This window comes from uncultured Cetobacterium sp. (genome assembly GCF_945952365.1).
Taxonomy (GTDB): Bacteria; Fusobacteriota; Fusobacteriia; order Fusobacteriales; family Fusobacteriaceae; genus Cetobacterium_A.
The window spans coordinates 23,832-46,151 of sequence record NZ_CAMFHX010000019.1; the positions used below are offsets into that span (position 1 = coordinate 23,832).

Genomic DNA, 22,320 nt, shown 5'->3' on the forward strand with positions numbered 1-22,320 from the left:
ACTATCCTTTAATTACCACTAAAACCTCAGCCTTTACATCTGTATGTAACTTTACAACTACTTTATGCTCTCCTAAGCTCTTAATCGTGCATTCTATTTTTTTTCTATCAATATCTAATCCAAACTCTTTTTTTAACTCTGCTGAAATCTCTTTGTTAGTTATTGCACCGAATAACTTTCCGTTATCTCCAATTTTTGCAGATACTGCTAATTTTTTACTTTCTAATAGTGCTTTTATTTCAATTGATTTTCTCTTATCTTCTTCAGCTTTTTTAGCATCTTTTAATTTTTTATTCTCTATTTTCTTTAACTCTTCAGGAGTTGCTACAATACCTTTATTGTTTTTTAATAGGAAGTTTTTAGCATAACCTTCAGAAACACTTACGATTTCTCCTTTTCTTCCTTGTCCTGCCACATCTGCTGTTAAAATTACTTGTATCTTTGACATAAAAATTCCTCCTAATTTATCTTCTTGTTTTTACTATTTTTATTTTTATTCCACTTGCTAATCCGCCAAAAATAAAAGCGAACTCTGGAGATATTAATGCTAGAAAAACTCCTACAGTGAAACATAAAGATTGTTTTTTTACTTTTTCATTTAATGTTCCTGTAACTATTTTTATAAAGTACATTATATAAATAATTTTTAGAACTTCTATTGTATTCTCTATAAATATTCCATTGAACTGAGAGTATTCTTTCACAAAGAATAATATGATGTACGGTATTAACCATAAATATGATGCATCCCAATCCATGAAACTTTCTTTATTTAAAAAATAATTTGTTAAAAATACTGTCATTCCCATGTATGCAAAAGTTAAGTATATAAAATTATCCTTCATAAACTTAAAAGCCATATCAACTTCATGTTGAGTAAACGTTGTCTTTTGAATATACATATTTTTTAAATTTTCAAATCCTATATTAAATCCTACTCTATTAAAATAGATATATCCACAAATTAAAGATCCAACTATTAAACTTGTGATAAAAATTTTATCAAATTCACCCAATTTGTTTCCATATTTTTTAAATGTATAATATAGAATCTCTATTGAACAGAAAACTCCTATATAAGTTATCAAATAGTTTACATCCACCCAAGCTATAGCAGCAATAGCGATTACATTTGCTATGATTTTAGTTCTTATATCTGCATTTTCTAATTTCTTTATTTTATAAAAAGGTAGTACCCAACTTAAAAAAGGCATTAACGTTGAAACTAAAAACAACGCCGCTATTATTATTCCTGTTATTAAAAACATTGTTCCTCCTAAATACATTCAGGATAATTATACCATAAAGGTAGAGTTTTGTTAAGCTATAATATTTCTCCTCCAAAAAAATCAATGATTTTTTTAGAAAAATCCTCTCCCTCTACTTTCTCTTTACTTCTATTAACCTCTTGTAATTCATATTTTATCATAATTTTTGTTTTTAAAACTTTTCTAACTACATCTAAAAATAACGTTCTATATGGCTCTGACTCCATCATATTTTTAGCAAAACTTTGGTCATTTGAAAATCCTACAACTAAAGTGTTGTTAGTAAAATCTTTAAAATATGCTTTAACTAAAAACGCCCCAAATGTTAATTTAGTTCTTTTTGCTTCATCTACTATCTTACTCCAAGAGTTTTTTACCTCTTCATATGAAAGTTTTGAAATAACTTGAACATCTTGTATCTCATTTGTTGTTGCAGTTTCAAATATCTCTACTGGCTCTTGAACTTTTTCTATGATTTTTTCTACAATTATCTCTTTTTCTTTTTTTTCTGTTAATCTATTAAGAATTACATATCCAACAAGCCTTTTATCCTCTTCTTGTCGGAATTTAGATAAAACATCGTAAACAGTATCAATAATCTCTAATCCTTTTTGAATATCTAAATCACCTTTTAACATTCTATCTTTTGATCTCTTTGCTAAATCTTTGAAAAATAGCTCTATATCAATAGAGTTTCTCCAAATCTCCTCTAACAATTCAATCCCTTCAGAATAGTTTGATTTCTCTGTAATTGAAATAAATTGATCTATTATTTTTATCGGTGTTATTCCTAATACATCCTCTGTTTTCTCTATATCAATAGATTTATTTTCAGTATTTATCATCAATCTTTCTAATATAGAGATTGAATCTCTCATACTTCCACCAGAAGATTCATATATAGACATTAAGCTTGGCTCATCTATAGTATAACCTTCGCTGTTAACTATATATAAAAGTTTTTCTCTCATATCTTTATAATTAACACTTTTAAAATCATATCTTTGACATCTTGAAATTATTGTTGGTAATATTTTATCTGGCTCTGTGGTTGCTAAAATAAATAGGACATGTTCTGGTGGCTCTTCTAGCGTTTTTAATAGGGCGTTGAATGCTTCTTTTGTTAGCATATGAACTTCATCTATTATATAAACTTTTTTTCTACCTTTCGTCGGACTATAGTTTATCTTTTCTTTTAATTGTCTTATTTCATCTATTCCTCTGTTTGATGCTGCATCTATCTCTATTAAGTCTAAAAAGTTTCCTGAAGAAATCTCTTTACAATTTTCACAAATATTGCAAGGTGTATCTGTTATTCCATTTGTTAAACAGTTTATTCCTTTAGCCATTAATCTAGCTATCGATGTTTTTCCAACACCACGAGGACCTGTAAATAGATAAGCATGAGCTAATCTATTTGATTTTAAGGAGTTTTTCAATGTTTGAACAATCTCATGTTCTCCTGCAATCTCTTCAAACCCTTTGGGTCTATATTTTCTATATAATGTAACGTGCATTTTTTTCCTCCTAAGGCTTAGATTTTATTCTAAGCCATAGTTATTCATCTTAGTTCTTAAGGTATTTCTTGTTATTCCAAGTAGTTCAGCTGTTTCAACTTTTTTACCACTTGTAATCTCTAAAACTTGACGTATTAACTCTTTTTCTACTTTTGATATTATTATCCCATAATAGTTATTCTGTTTATTATTTTTTAAAGCTAAAAGCTCTCCCTCTATCCAATCAGTAAGTACCCAACTTTGGTTGTCGCCTTTTCTTTTAGAGATTTTATTTCCTGTAACATTTCCTGGTAGCTCCTCTATCAAAATAGAGCTTCCTCTGCAAAGTGCCACTGCTGATTTCACAGCATTTTTTAACTCGTTTACATTTCCTGGCCAATCATATCTCATTATTTTTTTCATCGCAGGTTTACTCACACCTTTGACAGCCTTATGCAATTCTAGATTACAACTAGCTAAATATTGATCAATGATAAATGGAATATCATCTTTTCTATCTCTTAATGCAGGAATATTTATTTCTAATATTTTTAACTTATTATAAAGCTCATCTATAAACATTTTTTTATTGATTAACTCTTCTAAATTTTCACTCGTTGTTGCAACTATTCTTATATCCATCTCAATAGGCTCTGATCCACCCATTCTAAAGAACTCTCCCTCTTGTAACAGATATAAAATCTTTGATTGCATATCTAAGCTAAGTGATTCAATATTTCCTAAATGTAATGTTCCACCATTAGCTTTTTCTAAATCTCCTATCTGTAAGAAAGCTGCCCCCTCAAAGGCACCTTTCTCGTATCCAAATAGTTTTCTTTCCAACAAGTTATTTTGGAAAGAAGTACAATTAACTGTTAAAAATGGTTTTGTACTCCAATCACTAAACTGATGAATCGCAGTTGCCACACTACTTTTACCTGTTCCTTTTTCTCCCACTACCAGAACAGGTATTCTACTGTTAGAAACTCTACCAATCATCTTGTAAACTTCTACAATCTCTTTAGTTTGCCCTATCAGCTTATCACCAGTATTTTTATTTCTATCCACTCTCTCAGCTAAAAGTTTATGATCTTTAACTGCTTTTTCTAAAATTTTATTAACATCTTTTGGACTAATTGGTTTTAAAATATAGTCATATGCTCCTGCTTTTATAACACCCGCAACTAATTTTAAATTTGATGTCTCTCCCATTATTATGATTACTGATCTTTTATGTGTTTCAGTAATTTTCTTTACAAGGTTTACTAAAGCATCTTGTTGTAAATTTGTTTCATCTATTACAACTGCTTCATACTTTCTCTCCTTTAATAACTCCATAAAAGAGCTAATATTTTCTGCAAACCTCAATTCATTTTCGAAATTACTTTCTAACTCGTCTTTTAATTCATTCTCTAATCTAAATCCTAAAAGAGTCAAATCTCTTCACCATCCTCTAATTTTTACTTCTAATTAGAAGCCCCCAATAATTTAAAGCTATATTCTAATGTTACATTTCCCTTTATATTCAATCCATTTTTTGTTAAATATATTCTCCAAGTTCTTGCAATCTCTTCTATAGCCATGTTTATCTCTGGAACTCCACTACCCTTTTCTATAAATACCGATGTTACTTTTCCTGCTTCATCTATTTGTATCTTTAATAATACTCTACCTTGCATTCCTCTTAATTGAGCTGCTTCTGGATATCTTGGTTCTCTGTTGCTTTGATCCCATCTAGCTACAACGTCACCATCTTCAACTCCAAGTCTATATCCACTTGGAAGTCCATCCGCTCCATTTTTTTCAACCATAGTTTTAAACCCTAACTCCTCTTCTCCCTCTCCTTCGAAAGCTAACTCTTTAGAGTTATTATCAAGTTCATATTCCATAGTTTTTTCTAAAATACTCTCATCTTTAGATATTGTTATATCTTTTGTTGGATCAACTGTAGGTTTTTTTGAAATCTCTTCTAAGTTCTTTTTATCTAAAAGTTCATTTTTTAATTCGCTGTTTATCTCTCTTGTAGATGGTTTATCTATTGCTAAAAACTCTGTTTCTCTTTTTGTTATATTTTTAGCTAAATCATCTAATGATAATCTTTTAGTTTCCTTTACTTCTGGTTTTTTTTCTACTGGTTTAGGCTCTTCTTTTGGAACTACTTTTTTCTCTTCCTTTTTCTCCTCTTTTACTGGAGTAACCTTTTTCTTTGGTTCAGGCTTAGTAGTAGTTTTTTTAGTAGCTGTTTCTAAAGTAACCAATCCCACCTTTAATTTTTTATCAACTATTTCATCTATTTTAATTCCTGGAATTAAAAATAAAATAAGAAGATTTATTACTATTGATGCTACAAGTATTTTAAAATCACTATTTGGTCTCTTCATAGATTTGCACCTACTTTCCAGGCGAAGCTGTATCTATATCTAAAGAGATAGCCCCCGCCTCTTTGGCTGCTGTCATAGCTTCTACAATTGCACCGTGATTTACACTTTTATCTGCACTTATAATAACATTTTTATCATCTGATTCTGCTAATTTCTGAGTTAACGCACTTTTCATATCTTTAGCAGTTATTTTATCCCTCTTACTTGCTCCCTTATCTTTATAACTTATAAAATACTCCCTATCTTTAGTTATAATAACCTGTAATTCGTTAACTGGTTTAGCACTTTTCACAGTAGATGTAGGTAAATCTATTTTTATACTACTATTTACATCCTCAAATGTTGTTGCAACTAAGAAGAAAATCAGTAGTAAAAATACTACATCTATCAAGGGAGTTAATTCAAGGATTAAAGAATTACCTGATCTTCTTTTAATTCTGTTAAGTTTCATGCTCCCCCTCCTCTATTTTCTGAAGTAATTTATTAGTTCTGCACTACCTTTTTCCATATCATTTATTTGGTCATCAATTTTTTTATTGAAGTAGTTATATAAAATGATTGATGGAATTGCTACAAATAGTCCCCCAGCTGTTGTTAATAGAGCTTGAGATATTCCACTTGCTAGCACTGATGCATCTCCTGTTCCGTGTACCGATACAGCTTGGAACGCTTTTATCATCCCTGTTACTGTCCCTAATAATCCAATTAATGGAGTTGTATGAGCTACTACAGACAATAACCACATATTTTTTTCTAGCTTTGGAATTTGTGCTAAAGCAATCTCTCTAGCTTTCTCCTCTAAAGTTTCAACATTTGTACTTCTTGTTTTATACCAATAGATTAAAACTTCTTTTATAACTTTTGCAGTTGAACTTTTTTGATTTCCTAAAGCTGTTATAGCTCCTTTTATATCATTTTTTTCAATTGCATTACGTAATATTGGTCTTATTCTTGACATATCTATATTTTCATTCATTTTAAAATAAATTGCTCTTTCAATAATTGCATAAACACCTAATATTGACATAAAAACTATAAAATACATAAGTATTCCACCATTTGCTAACCAGTACATTCTAGAACCTCCTAATTTTTCTCTTGTAATTTAATTATAATGCTATTCCTAATGTTACTAAAGCTACTACTCCTATTATATACTTCCAGATTGGAGTTTTAGTTTCTGTTTCTGTTAAACTCTTATTTAAAGAATCATTACTTTCATTCAATTGAATAACTTGTTTTTGATCTTTAAATTTATCTGCATTTATATTTGTATCCTCTATTTTTATAACTTTTTTATCAAGTTGAACATTACTCTCTTTTGGATAACTTTCTAATTGCTCTTTATTAACTCCCGTAACTTGTTTGTCAATAACTACATCCTCATTAGCAAAAACTCCTAAAGATAAAATCATTAATCCTGTAATAACTAATTTTTTCATATGTTCTCTCCTCCGTTAAAAAAATCTTTGTATTTTTCAGAAAGATTTGCATTCTCTCTTTTTAACTGCTCATAATATCTCTTTGCATTCTCTTTTTTCTCAATTTTTAAATTTAAGAAAATTAATTTTTCTAAGAAATAATCTTTATTTTTGCTTTCTGTCTTTAAAAGCTCATCATATTGTGCTATTGCATCAGTAAAGCTATTTAATCTTTCATATACTTCAGCTGATCTTATTTTAGACTCTAGTGCAAATTCACTTGCTGGATATAATAGATATAATTTTGTATAATTTCTTACTGCTTCATTTAACAGTCCTGTTTCTTTCTCTATATTAGCTACTCCAAATAGAGCCTTATCTTTATACGCACTATTTTCTAAAGACAGGATTGTATTATAATAACTCTTCGCAGTTTCATAATCTTTGTTAGAGTAGTAGTAATCTCCTAAACCTAGTGATCCATAATCCTTGTAAGAGTTAGTGTTTATAAGTTTTTCATATTCAGCTTTTGCTTCCTCTATTTTCTTCTCTCTTTGGAAATGATTTGCCATATAATAACTTTTTTTCTCATCATTTGTTATTTTATTTATCCACTCCAACTCTTTTTGAAGATTTTTAGTATTTTGAGATAATTCAATAACTTTCATTAGTGATTTTTCTTTTAATGTTTCATCTTTTGTTTGAGTATAAAGTTTTTCATATGTATTTAAACTATTACTATTATTTCCTGATATTCCATATAACTCTCCTTCCATTAAAAGAATATTATCTTTTAATCTTGAGTTTGGATATGAGCTCATAAACTCTTTACTTTTAATTTCAAAGTTTGCACTATCTTTTAATAAATATAATGAAGATATTTGCCAATATAATCCTTTTTCTTTATATTCAGCTGTTTTAGATTCTTCTGCACTTATTTTATAAGCTTCAATGGCTTCTTTATACTTTTTTTCCGTGTAGTAAGTTTCCCCTATTTGGAACTGTGCATAATCTCCCAAGCTTGAAACTAGTTTTAATTTTTCAAAGTACTCTCTAGCTTTTTCTGGATTATCTAATCTAAAGTAACTTATTGCAACTTTATCAACAACATCCTCTAAAGCGAAAATATTATCTCCTGCAATATAAGCTTCCCCTGAAGAGATAGAATCTTCATATCTTTCCCATAGGAAATAGTTCTTTATTACATTGTAATTAGCTTTCTCATATAAAGCTTTATCTGCTGACGTCTGATTGCTTGTAATCTGTTTAAAGTACATATCAGCTTCTTCATACCTTCCCATACCCATAGTTGCAATTCCTTTTTGGTATGTATTTTCTAAAGATGCATCCTGCATATTTAAATATTGCATAACTTCATTATACTTTTTCTGAGCAATCATAACTTCTATTAAATTAGAAACTATATCAGGATCTCTATTTGTAGCTAAATAATCTTTATATAGATTTATTGCTGCGTCCCCTTTTCCTTCTGATAAAAGGTTATCTGAACTGATTATTGTGATATTCTTTTTATATTCTTGATCTCCTGGATATTTAGTATTAAACTCTGCTATTGCTGAATTCAATACTCCTCTATCTTTTGTTCTACTTAAAGCTACTATCAATCTGTATAAAGATTCTTTTGTTGGAGAGATATTATTATTTTTTCTATAGTACTCTTCAGCTACTTTAAACTCTCTTTCTTCAAAAGCTGAAGCTGCTATTAAATTATTTATAGCTATCTCCTCTTCTTTTTTCAAGTTTAAACCTGTAACTAAATTTCTATTTCCTAAAACCCATTTATAATTTTTATTTAAATACTCTATCGAAAGTTGATAGTATATACTTTCATTTTTATATTTGGTTGTGTAAAGTTTTCTAAAGTTTTCTAATGAGTTTTTATAGTCTTTCAATCTATATTGAGAAAGTGCTATTCCATATATCACATCTGTATCTTTGTTACTAATTTTATTATAATATTCTAAAGCTTTATCATTCGTTCCTCTAACTATATAGAAGTCTCCAAAACTTTTCAAAGCTGTATTATATAATTTTGGTTCTGAAGATAGTGTCGATAAAATATTTTCTGCTTCTCTTGAGTTGCCTTGTTTTAAATAGATTTCTATCATTGTTAAAACAGAAAGTGTTTTATATTCAGAGGTACTTTTACTATCTTTTACTTTAGTGAAATGATTTAAAGCTTTTGTTGATTCATTTGTTTTATAGTATGATGACCCGTATAAATAATCCACAAGTTCTTGATTTGTTCCTACTTTACCGCCTCTATAATACTCATCTAAATAAACTATTGTCTTTATATATTGAGAGTTATTATATGCTGCTAAAGCAAGGTTCAAAACAACATCTTCATAATTTCTACCTTGTAGATTAAGAGCACTTGTTAGTTCTCTTTGTGCTCTAATATAATCTTTATTATCCATATAACCTTTTCCAAGAGCTAAAAGTGCTTCTTCATAATCATTTTTACCCTCGGTAGTTGTTTTATTTATTAAATTTGCAGCTTTAGTTGCTGTCTCAAAATCTTTTAATCCAACATATGATTTTGTTAAATAAAGATATATATTATTCATTTCACTCTGAGTTAGTTTTAACTCTTTTAAACATCCATTTAAAGTATTTATAGCTTCTTGATATCTTCCTTCTACATAATATACTTGACCCATTCTTATTCTGATATTTTTTATATATCTAGAACGAGGATATTTTGTTATAAAGTTATTTGATTCCTGAAGTGCCATAGAATACTTTTTTTGAAGGAATAATTCATCTAAGAATTTTATATCCTCTTTTTCAGAAGCCAATAACCCTGAACATATTAAAACCCCAGCTATAAACAGTTTAAGTTTTCTCACGTTGTCCCCACCTCTCTTAATACCTTTCTTATTTCGTTCACAGCTACTCTTGTATTTTTACATGGTCCTTCAACTATTTTATTAAACAAACCATATACTGGCATCGGAAAAGAATCTCTAATTCCAGATGTCAAATCTCTTTTACAAGCTATAGCTATCACTAAATTTGGTTTATACTCTTTTAAATACATTCTTGCTAATGTTCCACCAGTAGCTACTTTTACATTAATACTAGTAAATTCATCTTGAATCTTTAGAATTTCAGATATGTCACAAAGTCCACATTTTTTACAATTCTCTACATTATTTGTTATTTTTAGATTGCAATCATATTTTTGAATACAATGAGGTAACAATATTGCTATTTTTTTAATATCTATTTTTTTTATAAATTTCAATACTCTTCGATTATTAAAATCTACAAATTTTTTTGCACTATTATTATCATATGAATTTTTAAATATCAACTCTTCTAATAAATACTTAAAATAATGAAGCTCGTATATAATTTTTAATATATAAAATTTGCTCATTATTTCTCCTTAAATGAAAAAATATTATCCAAATTATACCACAAAGCAATTCTCTTTGCAAAATAAAAAACTAGCTCACTCTGTAAGCTAGTTTTCTCTAATCTAGTCTTTCAAAGCTAAAGGCATCACTATGTAAGTATAATTATTCTCTTGCACATTTCTTGTTCTTACAGCACTATTCGATGTTGTAAACTCTAAAGTTATTACATCTTTGTCACTAGATTGAATAAATTCTAACAAGAATTTTACATTTAAAGAGATTTTCAAACTATCTCCTTCATAATTTACTTTTGTTATCTCCTTTGCTTTTGCTATCTCTCCAACTCCTTCAATATCTAAAGTTCCATTAGAAAGTGTAAATATAGCTCCGAATTTTGACTCTGAATTATTTTTTACAAATATTTGAATTCTTTTCAACATCTTTTCAAATTCAACTCTTTCTATTTGTAACCTTTTATTATATCCACTAGCTTCTAGTATTGTTTTGTAGTTCGGGAATGGTAAATCAATTACTCTGCTTACTATAGAAATATTTCCCAATTTAAAGTATAGCTGTTTATTTTTTTGAGTAAATGCTATCTCCTCTTCGTTACCATTTCTAAGCAATTTAGACATTGCATCAATTGTATTTATAGGTATACTTACTTTAAATACTCCTTCATTATCTAAATATTCATGCTCTAAATATGTTAGACGATATGTATCTGTAGATATAAATTTAATTTTATTCTCTTCTATCTCTAACCTTATACAGTTTATAGATAAATTATCACTCGACATTGAAGCTGAGAATTTTACTTTATCAAAGTAGTCAGCTAATTCTACTTTTTTTAACTTAAATTGAAACTCTTCATCCTCTAACTCTGATTCTTGAATTTTAGGAAACTCTTCGGCATTCATCAATATAAATTCTGAAGCTGAATCAGATGTCTCAATCGTCAATACGTCTTCATCTATATTTAAAGTGATATATTCATCTTTAATCTCTTTTAAATACTCTTCAACTAAATGATGTTGGAATACAGCCTTTCCATCTCTTAAAACTTCACACTCCATATGAGTTGAAATCGTTAACTCTAAATTTGTTCCACAAAACCATAACTTACTATCTCTTGTTTCAATATAAACATAAGATATTATTGGTCTTATTTTATTTTCATTTATAGCTTTCTCTACGATTTTTATTTTTTTTAAAAATTCTAATCTATTAACTTTTAAAATCAATTTAAACCTCCTTGCTTTTAATAGTAATAGTTTCCTTTTAGTAAGTCACTATAACGTATTCTTAATTTTTCTAATGTTTTTTGCTCGATCTGTCGTACTCTCTCTCTTGTTATGCTAAAGCTTTGACCGATATCTTCTAAAGTATGAATTTGGTTTCCATCAAATCCAAATCTAAGTTTTAAAATTTGCTTTTCTCTTTCATTGAGCTTATTTAAAATCTCATTTATCTGCTCTGCACTGATATTTCGAATAATATTATCCTCTAAATCATTATGAACTTCACTTGGAATAGTATCCTCTAAATATATATCTTCACCTATTGGTGAGCTCAATGATATTGTCTCTTGAAACTCAACCATTAGTTCTTGAACTTTTTCCAAATTTATCTCTAGTCCTTCTGAGATTTCATAGATTGTTGGATAATCACCCTTTAACATAACTGCGTCCATTATAAATTTATTTATTTTGTTCAACAAATCATGTTTATAAGAAGGAATTCTTATCTCCCTTCCTTTGCTTATAATAGCTTTACTTATGGCTTGTTTTATCCACCAAACTGCATATGTTGAAAATCGATACCCCTTTTCAATATCAAACTTTTCAATAGCATGAATCAACCCGAAGTTTCCTTCACTTATCAAATCTATGAAACCCATTCCTTTATTGCCATATTTTTTAGCAACATTAACTACCAATCTTAAATTACACAAAATCAATCTCTCTCTAGCTTCAATATCCCCATTCTTAGCTCTTTTCAGCAGAGAGACTTCCTCATCTTTGTCTAACACTTCATACTCTTTTATATCATCTAGATAAAACGAAACTAAATCTTTTTCTGTCATATACACCCCATACCCTTTAGTCATCTTTTTCTATTTTCTGAATTTCCGTGTTGCTTTATATTTAATTTTGATCTTCACTTATGTAATTATTTTGAAATAAACTTTTTAATAAAACTCCTCTTTTAACTCTCTTGTCATTAACTCTTTAACTTTTTCTTTTGTATCTGCATTTTCATATATAATAGCATATATAGCTTCTACTATAGGCATACTTATTCCTAAGGCTAACTTCTTAGCATAAACAGCCTTAACTGTTGGAACTCCTTCAGCAACCATAACCATACTTTTAAGAATATCATCTATATTCTCACCTTTTCCAAGTCTCTCTCCAACATATCTATTTCTACTATGTTGACTAGCACACGTTACAACTAGGTCCCCAATCCCAGTTAAACCAGAAAATGTACGTTCATCTGCTCCCATAACTTTTCCAAATCTTATCATCTCGGCTATTCCTCTTGTTATAAGAGCTGCTTTTGCGTTATCTCCATAACCCAATCCATCAGCTATTCCCGCTCCTATTGCTAAACAATTCTTAACAGCTCCACCAAGTTCAACTCCTGCTATATCCTCACTTACATAAACTCTAAAGTTTTCTGTGTTGAATAGCTCTTGAACCTTTTTGGCATTTTCTAAATCTCCAGCCGCAACTATTGTTGTTGGCATTTCTTGAGCTACCTCTTCCGCATGAGTTGGACCTGATAAAATAACTATATTTTTATGGTATTTACCTTTTATTTCATCTTTCATTACATGTGATAGTGTTTCTCCACTCAAAACTTCTATCCCTTTTGCTGTATTTATTAAAATCATTCCCTCAGCAATTTGTGGAGATATTTTTGACATAACTCCTCTTAAAACTTGCGAAGGAACAGAAAAAATAATGTACTTAACACCAGTTAAAAGTCCTTCAAGTTCTGAAGTCACCTTTAAATTTTCTGGAAACTTAACACCTGGAAGTAACCTTTTATTTTCTTTTTCTAAAGATAATTTTTCGGCAATCTCCTTGTTGTGTTCCCACATTGTTACGTCATATCCTTTTTTTGCCAAGATCATTCCTAAAGCTGTTCCCCAGCTTCCTGCTCCAATTACAACTACTTTTTCCATTTAATTTATCTCCTTACTTTAAATTAAATTTGTTTTCTTTTCCTTCAATAAGTCTTTGAATATTAGCTTTATGCTTATAGATAACAAAAACTCCTACTACTAACGAGATTATAACCAATGGCATTCTAGTTGCTGCATCTCTCACTGGGAAAAAGTATGCTAATACTGGTAATAATCCAGCACACACCACAGACCCTAAAGAGATATATTTACTAACTCCTACCACTAATATAAATATTAGTACAAGTATACCTACTACTTTCGGCATTAAGAAAAGAAAAACTCCTAAACTTGTAGCAACACCTTTTCCACCTTTAAATTGTAAAAAGAATGAGAACGTATGTCCTAATATTGCTACTAACCCTAATAATATTATATAGATTCCATCTACACCAAAGCTACTCGCTAGGTAAAGTGGAAGATAACCTTTTAAAGCATCTAATATCAGAACCATTATACCATACTTTGGACCTAAAATTCTATATGCATTTGTTGCTCCAGAATTTTTACTTCCGTGCTCTCTTATATCAATATTCTTTGTAGCTTTTCCAAGCCAAACCCCACAAGGTAATGAACCAAATACATATGCAACCACTGCAAATATTAAAAACTTCTCCATAAAGTCCTCCTATTTTTTAACTAATCTTCCCACTACTTCTATATGACTTGTTTGAGGGAACATGTCTACAGGTTTAACTCTAACTAAGTTATATCCCTCTCTTTCTAAAATCTCTATATCTCTTGCAAAAGTTGAAGGATTACAAGATATATAAACAATCTCTTTTATTCCAACTTTAGTTATATTTAGAAGACTCTCTTCATCGATTCCTTTTCTAGGTGGATCTAATATAATTGAATCTACAGCTTCAGCTTTTATTAGTTTTCCTAGCTCTTTATTTACATCCCCACATATAAACTGTACATTTTCTATCTCGTTTTCTTTTGCTGTTTTTATTCCATCTTTTACTGCTGACTCAATAATTTCTATCGAATAAACTTGCTTAGCTTTTTTAGATAAAATCATACCGATTGTTCCTGTTCCAGCGTAAGCATCCACAACCCTTTTGTTTTCTATATCTTCAAACATACTGATTGCTAGCTCATATAATCTTCTAGTTTGCTCTAGATTTATTTGGAAGAATGACGTTGGAGAGATATTGAAGTGAATACCAGATATATCCTCTTTTATTGTTTTCTCACCAAAAACTAAAATGTTTTTATTTCCTAAAGCTACATTTGTTTTTCTATCATTTAAAGATACATAAACTGATGCTATCTCTGAAACTTTTGTCATCAACTCTTTTAAAATAGATTTTATATTTTCTGTTACTTTAGTATCATTTACAACTAAAACAACCATAGCTTCATTGAAAGAGTTTGTTCTTACCATAATATGTCTTAATATTCCATTATGTTTCTTTTCATCATAAACAGTTACATTCGATTTATTTAAAATATCTTTCAGCGCAGTTATTATTTTATTTCCTAAAACAGAGTTTAACATATTGTCTTCAACTTGAAATACATCATGACTTTTTCTTTTAAAGAACCCTGTTATTATCTCTTTACCATTTAAAGAAAACGGTTCTATTACTTTGTTTCTATAGTTTTTTTCAACAGGTGATTCCAATGTTTCCTCTATTAAAACATCACTATTTTTCCCTATTCTTCTAACTACATCTTCAACCATATCTTTTTTATATTTCACTTGAGCTGTATAATCTAACATTCCAAAATCACACCCTTGGAAATCTTCAAATGTTATACAACTTAAATCTTTTATTCTTTCAGCTCCTGCAGTTATAATCTCTTTTATTAAAGCTCTTCCATAGCTTTTCTTTAAAGATATTATCTCTGCCTTTACAACGTCACCAGGTACAGACATAGGAACAAACATTGCAAATTCACCATTGTAGTATCCTAATCCCTCTCCACCATAAACTATTTTTTCTATTTTTACTTCTACTATTTGACCTTTTTCTAATTTCATATATACTCTCCTATTTTTTTAAAAAGAGCCATCTTCTATTTTAAAGAAATTTATTTTTTCTGATATAACCATATTTTTTTTCTTATTCATCTCTTGCTCTATTTTTCTTAAGTCCATAAGTAAATCATACTCATATATTCTTTTGCTTCTCTCTTTTTCAAGTTCTTTTAACTCTCTTTCAAGTTTCAAATTACTTTTTTCTAAATATGAGATTGTTCTTATAAGATACCCATAAAATGACCAGACTAAAATTATACCAACGGTTGTCAATAAAACTTTTTTTCTTCTCATTAGGTTCTCCTTTAAAATTTTATAATTTTTCTATAACTCTTAACTTTGCAGAATGAGCTCTGTTATTAAACTGTAACTCATCTTTTCCAGAAGTTATCGGTTTTCTATTTACTAACTTACCTTTTGGTTTTTCATTACAAACACAAATAGGTAATTCAATTGGACATTTACATCCAGTACAAAGGTCTCTAAACATATTTTTTACTATTCTATCCTCTAAAGAATGGAAAGTTATTATTCCTAAACGTCCACCCTTTTCTAAACTATCAAATGATTTAGTTATAGCATTTTTTAAAACTTCTAACTCTCTATTAACCTCTATTCTTATAGCTTGGAATACTTTCTTAGCTGGATGCTTTTCACTTCTTGGAGGGTAAGCTTTTCTTATTATATCAACTAACTCTCCTGTTGTTTCGATAGGTTTTTCCTGTCTTCTTTCACATATAAGTCTAGCAACTTTTCTAGAAAATCTATCTTCACCATATTCAAAGAATATTCTCATAAGTTCTGATTCTTCATATTCATTTACAACCTCATAAGCTGATAATGCATCACTTCTGTTCATTCTCATATCTAATCTCGTATCATATCTATAAGAGAATCCTCTTTCAGGATCATCTAGTTGTGTTGATGAAACACCTATATCCATAAGTATTCCTGTTACCTTATCAGCTCCTGCCATATAAAGTACTTTTTCTATATTTTCAAAGTTACTTTTGAATACAGACCATTTCTTTCCATATTTTTCAAGTCTTTTTTTAGCGAATTCTATAGCCTGATCATCTTGATCTATAGAGATAAGTCTTCCATTTTCTCCAATCTCTTTTAATATACCTTCAGAGTGTCCTCCTCCTCCTAAAGTACAGTCTACATATATTCCATCTTTTTTTGTTACTAAAGTTTCTAACGTCTCATAATATAATACCGGTATGTGGTATTCACTTTCAATCTCGTGCATTTTGTTCCTCCTACAAAAAATAGAGAAGCCAACGGCTTCTCTATTCTATTATAATAAATAAAAAATAATATATCTTAGAATCTTCAAAGCAAAGTAAGCCAATAATGGTGATAAATCTACTCTAACATTTCCCATTGGTATTAAAGTTCTAAAAGGTTTTAAAATTGGCTCAGTTAAAGCATATACAAGATTTGTAAAATCATTTCTTGAATATGGTGCTAGCCAAGAGATTACTATTCTTATTAATATAAGTATATTTATAATTTCAAAAGCTAAATTTACTAATCTATAAATTAAACCCATATTTTTCTCCTATTCCTCTCCTAAAAAGTAATGTTTCGCCTTTACTGAGTATTCCCATCCAGACCAAACTGTTAAAATAACTGGAACTAAAGTTGCATAGAAATATATAACTTTATACAGTGCCTCTTTTTCAGGAGTGTTTCCTAGACCAAAGAATAACATTACTATAATAACAATCATCTGTGTTGTTGTTTTATATTTTCCTAAAATTCCAGCGGGAATAACCTCTCCTTTTGCTGCAGCTATAGTTCTTATTCCACTTATTAAAAACTCTCTAGCTATTACAACAATAGACATCCAAGATGGAATATAATCCAACTTTACAAAAATAACTAATGCTGAAATAACGAGTATCTTATCTGCCAAAGGATCCATTATCTTTCCTAAATCAGTTATTAAATTATATTTTCTAGCTATATATCCATCTAGCCAATCTGTTAATGACGCAAATATAAATATTCCAAATGCTATCAATCTGTATAAATTACTTTGTGTTACATTGGCTGATTCTTGTAAAAAGTATATAAAAGGTATTGCTAATATTAATCTAATTGCTGTAAGTTTATTTGGCAAATTCAAGAATAACCCCTCCTTATTTTAAGACTATTTAACTTCGTTTTCTACAATTGCCCCTATATAGTCATATTCAAAATTCTGTTCTATTTTTACTTTTACAATCTCTCCCTGCTTAGCAGTTCCATCATTTGTTAAAACTTTTCCATCGATATCTAAAGCTTGTCCTCTTGTTCTTCCCTCTAACATGAACTCACTCTCTGATGAAACTCCATCAATCATAACTTCAACCACTTTTCCGATCATTGATCTATTTTTGATTTCAGCTATTTCAGCTTGTAAGTTTGTTAATTCAGCCCATCTTCTCTCTTTGATATCTTCTGGAACTTGATCAGCTAAATCGTGAGCAACAGTTCCCTCTTCTCTAGAGTACTTAAATACTCCAACATAATCAAACTGGAACTCTCTTACGAAGTCTTTTAACTCTTCAAAGTTCTCTTCTGTTTCTCCTGGGAATCCTACAATTACAGTAGTTCTAATTGTTGCCTCAGGAATCTCTGTTCTTATTTTATTTAAAATTGATTTTATGTGATCTCCTGATTTTGCTCTAGCCATATTTTGTAAGATATTTCCAGATATATGTTGAATAGGGATATCGAAGTATTTACATACTTTTGGTTCATTTTTTATAACTTCTACTAACTCATCTGTTAAAGAGTTAGGGAACATATAATATGATCTTACCCATTCGATTCCTTCAACTTTTACTAACTCTTTTATTAAATCAGGAAGAGCTTTTTTCTTATATAAATCAATTCCATACTCTGTAGTTTCTTGAGCTAATAAGTTTATCTCTCTTACACCATTTGCTGCTAATGCTTTAGCCTCTTCTACGATATCCTCAATTGTTCTACTTCTTAAGTTTCCTCTTAACTGTGGAATTATACAGTAAGTACATCTTCTGTTACATCCCTCAGCTATTTTTAAGTAAGCTGTATGTGGATTTGTAGTTAATATTCTTTCTGTTCCAGCGTTTGCTAAGAAATCAAAAGTTTCACATCTGATTATCTTTTCATCTGCTAATATTGTATCTACAATCTCCTCAATTTTATGGATTTCTCCAGTTCCTACTACTGCATCTATTTCAGGAATCTCAGCTATTAATTCATCTGCATATCTTTGAGCTAAACATCCTGCAACAATTATTTTTTTAACATTCCCTGTAGCTTTTTTCTCAGCAACTTCTAATATAGCTTGAATTGATTCCTCTTTAGCGTCTCCTATAAATCCACAAGTATTTACAAGAACAACATCCGCTAATTCTAAATCGTTTGTTATTTCAAATCCTTTTCTAGCTACCATAAGCCCTATTAAGTGCTCACTGTCAACTAAGTTTTTACTACAACCTAAACTTATTAAACCTAATTTCATCTTTTACCATCCTTCAATTTACATTACTCTATACTCTACGGAAAAATAACACAGAGGTTGAAGTCCTCTGTGTTATCCCCCTTAATTTAAAAATTATTCAGCTGCCATTTCCTGTAATAACTTCTTTCTACTTAAACTTACTTTTCCATTTTCAGTAGAAATTACTTTTACTTCGAATGTATCTCCAACTTTTAATACATCTTCAACATTAGCTACTCTCTCTAAAGAGATTTCAGATACATGAAGTAATCCCTCTTTTCCAGGTAATATCTCCATGAATGCTCCGAACTTAGCTATGTTTACAACTTTACCAGTATAAACCTCTCCAACTTCAACATCTTTTACATATCCGTTTACTAATGTTATTGTTCTTTCTAGAACGTCTAATCCTTGACAGAATATTGCTACTCTTCCATCATCTTCTATATCTATAGTTGCTCCAGTAGCTTCTATAATTCCTTTAATATTTTTTCCTCCAGGACCGATTAATACAGCTATCTTATCCTTTGGAATTACCATTTGGTGAATTCTTGGAACTGTTGGTGCTAACTCATTTGTATTTTGAATAGTTGAATTCATTAAAGTTAAGATTTGTAATCTTGCATCTAATGCTTGCTTTAAAGCAATTCTCATGATATCTTCAGAGATTCCAGCTATTTTCATATCCATTTGTAAAGCTGTTATTCCAGTTTTTGTTCCTGCAACTTTAAAGTCCATATCTCCTAAATGATCCTCTAGACCCATAATATCTGTTAATACAACATAGTCGTCACCTTTTTTGATAAGACCCATAGCTATTCCTGCTACGTGCTCTTTAATAGGTACTCCTGCGTGCATTAAAGCTAATGATCCTCCACAGATAGAAGCTTGAGATGATGATCCATTAGATTCAGTTATTTCAGAAACTAATCTTACTGTGTATGGGAAATCTTCGATTGAAGGTAATACATAGCTTAAAGCTCTTTCAGCTAGTGATCCATGTCCTAACTCTCTTCTTCCTGGTGCTCCCATTCTTCCTGTTTCTCCAACTGAGTATGGAGGGAAGTTATAGTGTAAGTAGAACTTTTTGTAGTACTCTTCATCTAATCCATCAATTAGTTGCTCATCCTCTTTAGTTCCTAAAGTTGCTACAACTAAAGCTTGAGTTTCTCCTCTTGTGAATAAAGCTGATCCGTGAACTATTGGTAAAACTTCTACTTCAGCAGCTAAATCTCTTATTTCAGTAGTTGCTCTTCCATCAACTCTGTGTTTATTGTAAAGAATAGCATCTCTTACTTGTTCTTTCATTAAATCATGGTAGTATTTTGCAAACTCTGCTACTACATCAGCTGGTACTTCCTCTTCTCCAAAGTTCTCTGCTACGAAAGCTTCAAATAAAGTTTCCTCTAATCCATCTACAGCTTCTTCTCTAGCTTTCTTTCCAGTTGTTAAAACTGCTTCTTTTAACTTTGTTGCTCCATTTGCATCAATGAAATTCTTAACTAATGGCATTACTTCTGGTGCAGTAAATTCTATCTTTTCTTTTCCTACAAGAGCTGCGAACTCTGATTGGAATTGACATAATTTTTTAATATTATCATGAGCAAACATTATAGCTTTTAGCATTGTTTCCTCATCTACTTCTCTAGCTCCAGCCTCAACCATGTTTATAGCATCCATACTTCCAGCTACTGTTAAATCTAAATCACTAACTTTTAATTGCTCAGGAGTTGGATTTAAAACAAACTCTCCGTCAATCATTCCTACAACTACTCCAGCTACTGGTCCTAAGAAAGGAATATCAGATACTGTTAAAGCCACTGATGATCCTACGATTCCCATAAAGTCTGGTGTTGAAACTCCATCGTATGATAATGTCGTATTTACAACATGTACATCATATTTGAACCCTTCTGGGAACATTGGTCTTATTGGTCTATCTATTAATCTTGCTATTAATGTTGCATTTGTAGATGGTCTTGATTCTCTTTTATTGAATCCTCCAGGGAATTTTCCTGCAGCATAATACTTTTCTACATAATCAACTGTTAATGGGAAAAAGTCAATCCCTTCTCTAGCACTTTTACTTCTATTAACTGTACTTAATAAAATTGTGTCTCCATATTGAAGCATAACAGCACCATTTGATTGTCTTGCTACTTTTCCAGTTTTTAACGTTAATTGTCTTCCACCTATTTCTAGGCTTAAGCTTACTTCATTAAACATTAAGTTTCCTCCTTTTAAATTGGTAGAGGATAAATATAGCAAATAATAAGGAACTAAAACTAAAAAATTTAGCTTTAATCTCTTACTACTTACCTTATATTTATCCTCTATATTCTTACATTAAAGTATATCATTTTTACATTTAAAAAGCAATTTCTTATTAATAAATAAGAAATCTCTTAAATATCAGTCTCAATATTCATACTATGAATTAAACTCAGAGCTATCCCCATAGTTACCATAGCACTTCCTCCATAACTAAAGAATGGCATCGGCAGTCCAAACACCGGAAACAACCCAACAGCTACAAATATATTTATTATAACTTGAGTTATTATTTGAGCTCCTATTCCCATCGCTAAATATTTTCCAAAATAATTTTTACTTTCTCTTCCAGTTATTATTATCAAATGATAAAGTGCAAAAAATAAACTTACAACAACTATCATTCCCACGATACCAAATTCTTCTCCAAAAGTAGCCATTATAAAATCTGTATGAATTTCTGGAAGGTAACTATACTTTTGAACTCCATTAGCGTATCCTTTTCCAAAAAATCCTCCACTACCAAATGCATATACCGATTGTTTTACTTGATAACCGTAGTCATCCGAATAATTTCCAAAAAACAATCCATCTATATAACTTTTTATTCTCATTATCTTATAAGAGGCTCCCTCTTCAGAAGCAAATTTATAAACTGCAGCCAATCCTGTCACTCCTAAAACAGCTCCTAAACTTACAACTCTTAAAATCCATTTATCTTTCAATTTACTCATAAAAATCATAAATACCCAAATTGAAAAATAGTGAATTACTGTTCCCATATCTTTTTGAGCTAAAATTAAAACTCCATAAACAAATAGATAAATAAAAGAATTAACTATTGTTGCACTTTCACTCAAATCATTATCCTCAGCACGAGCTAAACAATTTGCCATATTTATTACAAAAGCACATTTTAATATTTCTGCTGGTTGAATCGAAATAGGACCTAAGTTAATCCATCCATAAGCACCATTAATTTTAGGAATAAACGGCAATCCCATCTTACCACCTACATACATTCCAAACAAAACTATTATACTTATTAAAAATATAACTCCATTAATTTTTCTTTCACTTAAGACTTTATATGTCAAATCATATTTTTTTATTTTACCAATATTTCCAACAAATAAGTAAATTATAAAAAATATTAAAATATAGAAAAAATGTTTTTTTATATTTTCAGGTTTCATATAAAATGCAGCACTAACCATATTAATAGAACTTAAAACCATTAATATCGTTGCTATTAATAGTATTGAAAATCTTCTTTGTTTTAATCTATTAAATTTTTGTTTTTTCTTTTCTTGTTTTTTTTCTAAATTTTCTTGAAAAAATTGCCCAGTAGTATTTCCCATAGAACTCTCTCCTTCAATTTTATCTTTTTTTACAAAAAATAAAAAAATGGCGCTTCTTGCTGGGCTCGAACCAGCGAC

22 protein-coding genes are annotated in these 22,320 nt (G+C 29.7%); all 22 read right to left on the minus strand.

The genetic code is table 11. The features are described from left to right. Position 1: 1 nt before the first annotated feature. Positions 2-448, minus strand: coding sequence for a 50S ribosomal protein L9 (rplI, locus tag Q0O83_RS07895; RefSeq protein ID WP_294095978.1), 447 nt, complete (start codon positions 446-448; stop codon positions 2-4). Between the two features lie 16 nt (positions 449-464). Continuing rightward, positions 465-1,268 (minus strand): hypothetical protein, encoded by an 804-nt coding sequence (locus Q0O83_RS07900; protein WP_294095980.1) that lies wholly within the window; start codon positions 1,266-1,268, stop codon positions 465-467. Between the two features lie 56 nt (positions 1,269-1,324). Next, entirely contained in the window at positions 1,325-2,785 is a 1,461-nt protein-coding gene (gene dnaX / locus Q0O83_RS07905; RefSeq protein WP_294095982.1) for a DNA polymerase III subunit gamma/tau, read from the minus strand. A 24-nt stretch (positions 2,786-2,809) separates the two neighbouring features. Beyond that, complete coding sequence (locus Q0O83_RS07910; RefSeq protein ID WP_294095984.1) at positions 2,810-4,201, minus strand: sigma-54 dependent transcriptional regulator; 1,392 nt, start codon at positions 4,199-4,201, stop codon at positions 2,810-2,812. Between the two features lie 29 nt (positions 4,202-4,230). After that, on the minus strand, positions 4,231-5,145 hold the full coding sequence (locus Q0O83_RS07915) for an energy transducer TonB (protein ID WP_294095986.1): 915 nt from the start codon (positions 5,143-5,145) through the stop codon (positions 4,231-4,233). A gap of 10 nt (positions 5,146-5,155) precedes the next feature. Beyond that, positions 5,156-5,596 carry a biopolymer transporter ExbD gene (locus Q0O83_RS07920; protein ID WP_294095988.1) on the minus strand — a complete coding sequence of 147 codons (441 nt, stop codon included), beginning with the start codon at positions 5,594-5,596 and terminating at the stop codon, positions 5,156-5,158. Positions 5,597-5,608: 12 nt separating this feature from the next. Further along, positions 5,609-6,220 (minus strand): MotA/TolQ/ExbB proton channel family protein, encoded by a 612-nt coding sequence (locus Q0O83_RS07925; RefSeq protein ID WP_294095990.1) that lies wholly within the window; start codon positions 6,218-6,220, stop codon positions 5,609-5,611. Between the two features lie 34 nt (positions 6,221-6,254). Beyond that, positions 6,255-6,587 carry a hypothetical protein gene (locus Q0O83_RS07930; RefSeq protein WP_294095993.1) on the minus strand — a complete coding sequence of 111 codons (333 nt, stop codon included), beginning with the start codon at positions 6,585-6,587 and terminating at the stop codon, positions 6,255-6,257. Further along, complete coding sequence (locus Q0O83_RS07935; protein ID WP_294095995.1) at positions 6,584-9,439, minus strand: hypothetical protein; 2,856 nt, start codon at positions 9,437-9,439, stop codon at positions 6,584-6,586. Before Q0O83_RS07935 ends, Q0O83_RS07930 begins: the two co-directional genes overlap by 4 nt. After that, on the minus strand, positions 9,436-9,972 hold the full coding sequence (locus tag Q0O83_RS07940) for a DUF116 domain-containing protein (protein ID WP_294095997.1): 537 nt from the start codon (positions 9,970-9,972) through the stop codon (positions 9,436-9,438). The genes Q0O83_RS07935 and Q0O83_RS07940 overlap by 4 nt, the downstream gene beginning before the upstream one ends. A 102-nt stretch (positions 9,973-10,074) precedes the next feature. Next, on the minus strand, positions 10,075-11,196 hold the full coding sequence (gene dnaN / locus Q0O83_RS07945; protein WP_294095999.1) for a DNA polymerase III subunit beta: 1,122 nt from the start codon (positions 11,194-11,196) through the stop codon (positions 10,075-10,077). Between the two features lie 17 nt (positions 11,197-11,213). Next, a complete protein-coding gene (locus tag Q0O83_RS07950; RefSeq protein ID WP_294096001.1) occupies positions 11,214-12,038 on the minus strand; it encodes a sigma-70 family RNA polymerase sigma factor in 825 nt (274 codons plus the stop codon). 105 nt (positions 12,039-12,143) lie between these two features. Continuing rightward, positions 12,144-13,145: an NAD(P)H-dependent glycerol-3-phosphate dehydrogenase gene (locus Q0O83_RS07955; protein ID WP_294096003.1), complete on the minus strand. Its 1,002-nt coding sequence runs from the start codon at positions 13,143-13,145 to the stop codon at positions 12,144-12,146. Positions 13,146-13,158: 13 nt separating this feature from the next. Next, positions 13,159-13,764 carry a glycerol-3-phosphate 1-O-acyltransferase PlsY gene (gene plsY / locus Q0O83_RS07960; protein WP_294096005.1) on the minus strand — a complete coding sequence of 202 codons (606 nt, stop codon included), beginning with the start codon at positions 13,762-13,764 and terminating at the stop codon, positions 13,159-13,161. Positions 13,765-13,773: 9 nt separating this feature from the next. Continuing rightward, positions 13,774-15,135, minus strand: coding sequence for a 23S rRNA (uracil(1939)-C(5))-methyltransferase RlmD (gene rlmD, locus Q0O83_RS07965; RefSeq protein ID WP_294096007.1), 1,362 nt, complete (start codon positions 15,133-15,135; stop codon positions 13,774-13,776). Between the two features lie 18 nt (positions 15,136-15,153). Next, positions 15,154-15,426 carry a hypothetical protein gene (locus Q0O83_RS07970; protein WP_294096009.1) on the minus strand — a complete coding sequence of 91 codons (273 nt, stop codon included), beginning with the start codon at positions 15,424-15,426 and terminating at the stop codon, positions 15,154-15,156. A 19-nt stretch (positions 15,427-15,445) separates the two neighbouring features. Next, a complete protein-coding gene (gene rsmH, locus Q0O83_RS07975) occupies positions 15,446-16,384 on the minus strand; it encodes a 16S rRNA (cytosine(1402)-N(4))-methyltransferase RsmH (protein ID WP_294096011.1) in 939 nt (312 codons plus the stop codon). Positions 16,385-16,432: 48 nt separating this feature from the next. Then, a complete protein-coding gene (locus tag Q0O83_RS07980; protein ID WP_294096013.1) occupies positions 16,433-16,687 on the minus strand; it encodes a YggT family protein in 255 nt (84 codons plus the stop codon). 9 nt (positions 16,688-16,696) lie between these two features. Further along, positions 16,697-17,266 (minus strand): CDP-diacylglycerol--glycerol-3-phosphate 3-phosphatidyltransferase, encoded by a 570-nt coding sequence (gene pgsA / locus Q0O83_RS07985; RefSeq protein ID WP_294096015.1) that lies wholly within the window; start codon positions 17,264-17,266, stop codon positions 16,697-16,699. 24 nt (positions 17,267-17,290) lie between these two features. Next, on the minus strand, positions 17,291-18,631 hold the full coding sequence (rimO, locus tag Q0O83_RS07990) for a 30S ribosomal protein S12 methylthiotransferase RimO (protein ID WP_294096017.1): 1,341 nt from the start codon (positions 18,629-18,631) through the stop codon (positions 17,291-17,293). Positions 18,632-18,724: 93 nt separating this feature from the next. After that, on the minus strand, positions 18,725-20,836 hold the full coding sequence (pnp, locus tag Q0O83_RS07995) for a polyribonucleotide nucleotidyltransferase (RefSeq protein WP_294096019.1): 2,112 nt from the start codon (positions 20,834-20,836) through the stop codon (positions 18,725-18,727). A gap of 179 nt (positions 20,837-21,015) precedes the next feature. Beyond that, positions 21,016-22,320: FtsW/RodA/SpoVE family cell cycle protein (locus Q0O83_RS08000; RefSeq protein WP_294096020.1), on the minus strand; the 1,305-nt coding region annotated here is incomplete at its 5' end.

What these genes read in the sequence shown, in the direction of transcription:
- rplI (WP_294095978.1), bottom strand. Translation starts at nt 448, where the DNA reads ATGTCAAAGATACAAGTAATTTTAACAGCAGATGTGGCAGGACAAGGA.
- Q0O83_RS07900 (WP_294095980.1), bottom strand. Translation starts at nt 1,268, where the DNA reads ATGTTTTTAATAACAGGAATAATAATAGCGGCGTTGTTTTTAGTTTCA.
- dnaX (WP_294095982.1), bottom strand. Translation starts at nt 2,785, where the DNA reads ATGCACGTTACATTATATAGAAAATATAGACCCAAAGGGTTTGAAGAG.
- Q0O83_RS07915 (WP_294095986.1), bottom strand. Translation starts at nt 5,145, where the DNA reads ATGAAGAGACCAAATAGTGATTTTAAAATACTTGTAGCATCAATAGTA.
- Q0O83_RS07920 (WP_294095988.1), bottom strand. Translation starts at nt 5,596, where the DNA reads ATGAAACTTAACAGAATTAAAAGAAGATCAGGTAATTCTTTAATCCTT.
- Q0O83_RS07925 (WP_294095990.1), bottom strand. Translation starts at nt 6,220, where the DNA reads ATGTACTGGTTAGCAAATGGTGGAATACTTATGTATTTTATAGTTTTT.
- Q0O83_RS07930 (WP_294095993.1), bottom strand. Translation starts at nt 6,587, where the DNA reads ATGAAAAAATTAGTTATTACAGGATTAATGATTTTATCTTTAGGAGTT.
- Q0O83_RS07940 (WP_294095997.1), bottom strand. Translation starts at nt 9,972, where the DNA reads ATGAGCAAATTTTATATATTAAAAATTATATACGAGCTTCATTATTTT.
- Q0O83_RS07950 (WP_294096001.1), bottom strand. Translation starts at nt 12,038, where the DNA reads ATGACAGAAAAAGATTTAGTTTCGTTTTATCTAGATGATATAAAAGAG.
- Q0O83_RS07955 (WP_294096003.1), bottom strand. Translation starts at nt 13,145, where the DNA reads ATGGAAAAAGTAGTTGTAATTGGAGCAGGAAGCTGGGGAACAGCTTTA.
- plsY (WP_294096005.1), bottom strand. Translation starts at nt 13,764, where the DNA reads ATGGAGAAGTTTTTAATATTTGCAGTGGTTGCATATGTATTTGGTTCA.
- rlmD (WP_294096007.1), bottom strand. Translation starts at nt 15,135, where the DNA reads ATGAAATTAGAAAAAGGTCAAATAGTAGAAGTAAAAATAGAAAAAATA.
- Q0O83_RS07970 (WP_294096009.1), bottom strand. Translation starts at nt 15,426, where the DNA reads ATGAGAAGAAAAAAAGTTTTATTGACAACCGTTGGTATAATTTTAGTC.
- rsmH (WP_294096011.1), bottom strand. Translation starts at nt 16,384, where the DNA reads ATGCACGAGATTGAAAGTGAATACCACATACCGGTATTATATTATGAG.
- Q0O83_RS07980 (WP_294096013.1), bottom strand. Translation starts at nt 16,687, where the DNA reads ATGGGTTTAATTTATAGATTAGTAAATTTAGCTTTTGAAATTATAAAT.
- rimO (WP_294096017.1), bottom strand. Translation starts at nt 18,631, where the DNA reads ATGAAATTAGGTTTAATAAGTTTAGGTTGTAGTAAAAACTTAGTTGAC.
- pnp (WP_294096019.1), bottom strand. Translation starts at nt 20,836, where the DNA reads ATGTTTAATGAAGTAAGCTTAAGCCTAGAAATAGGTGGAAGACAATTA.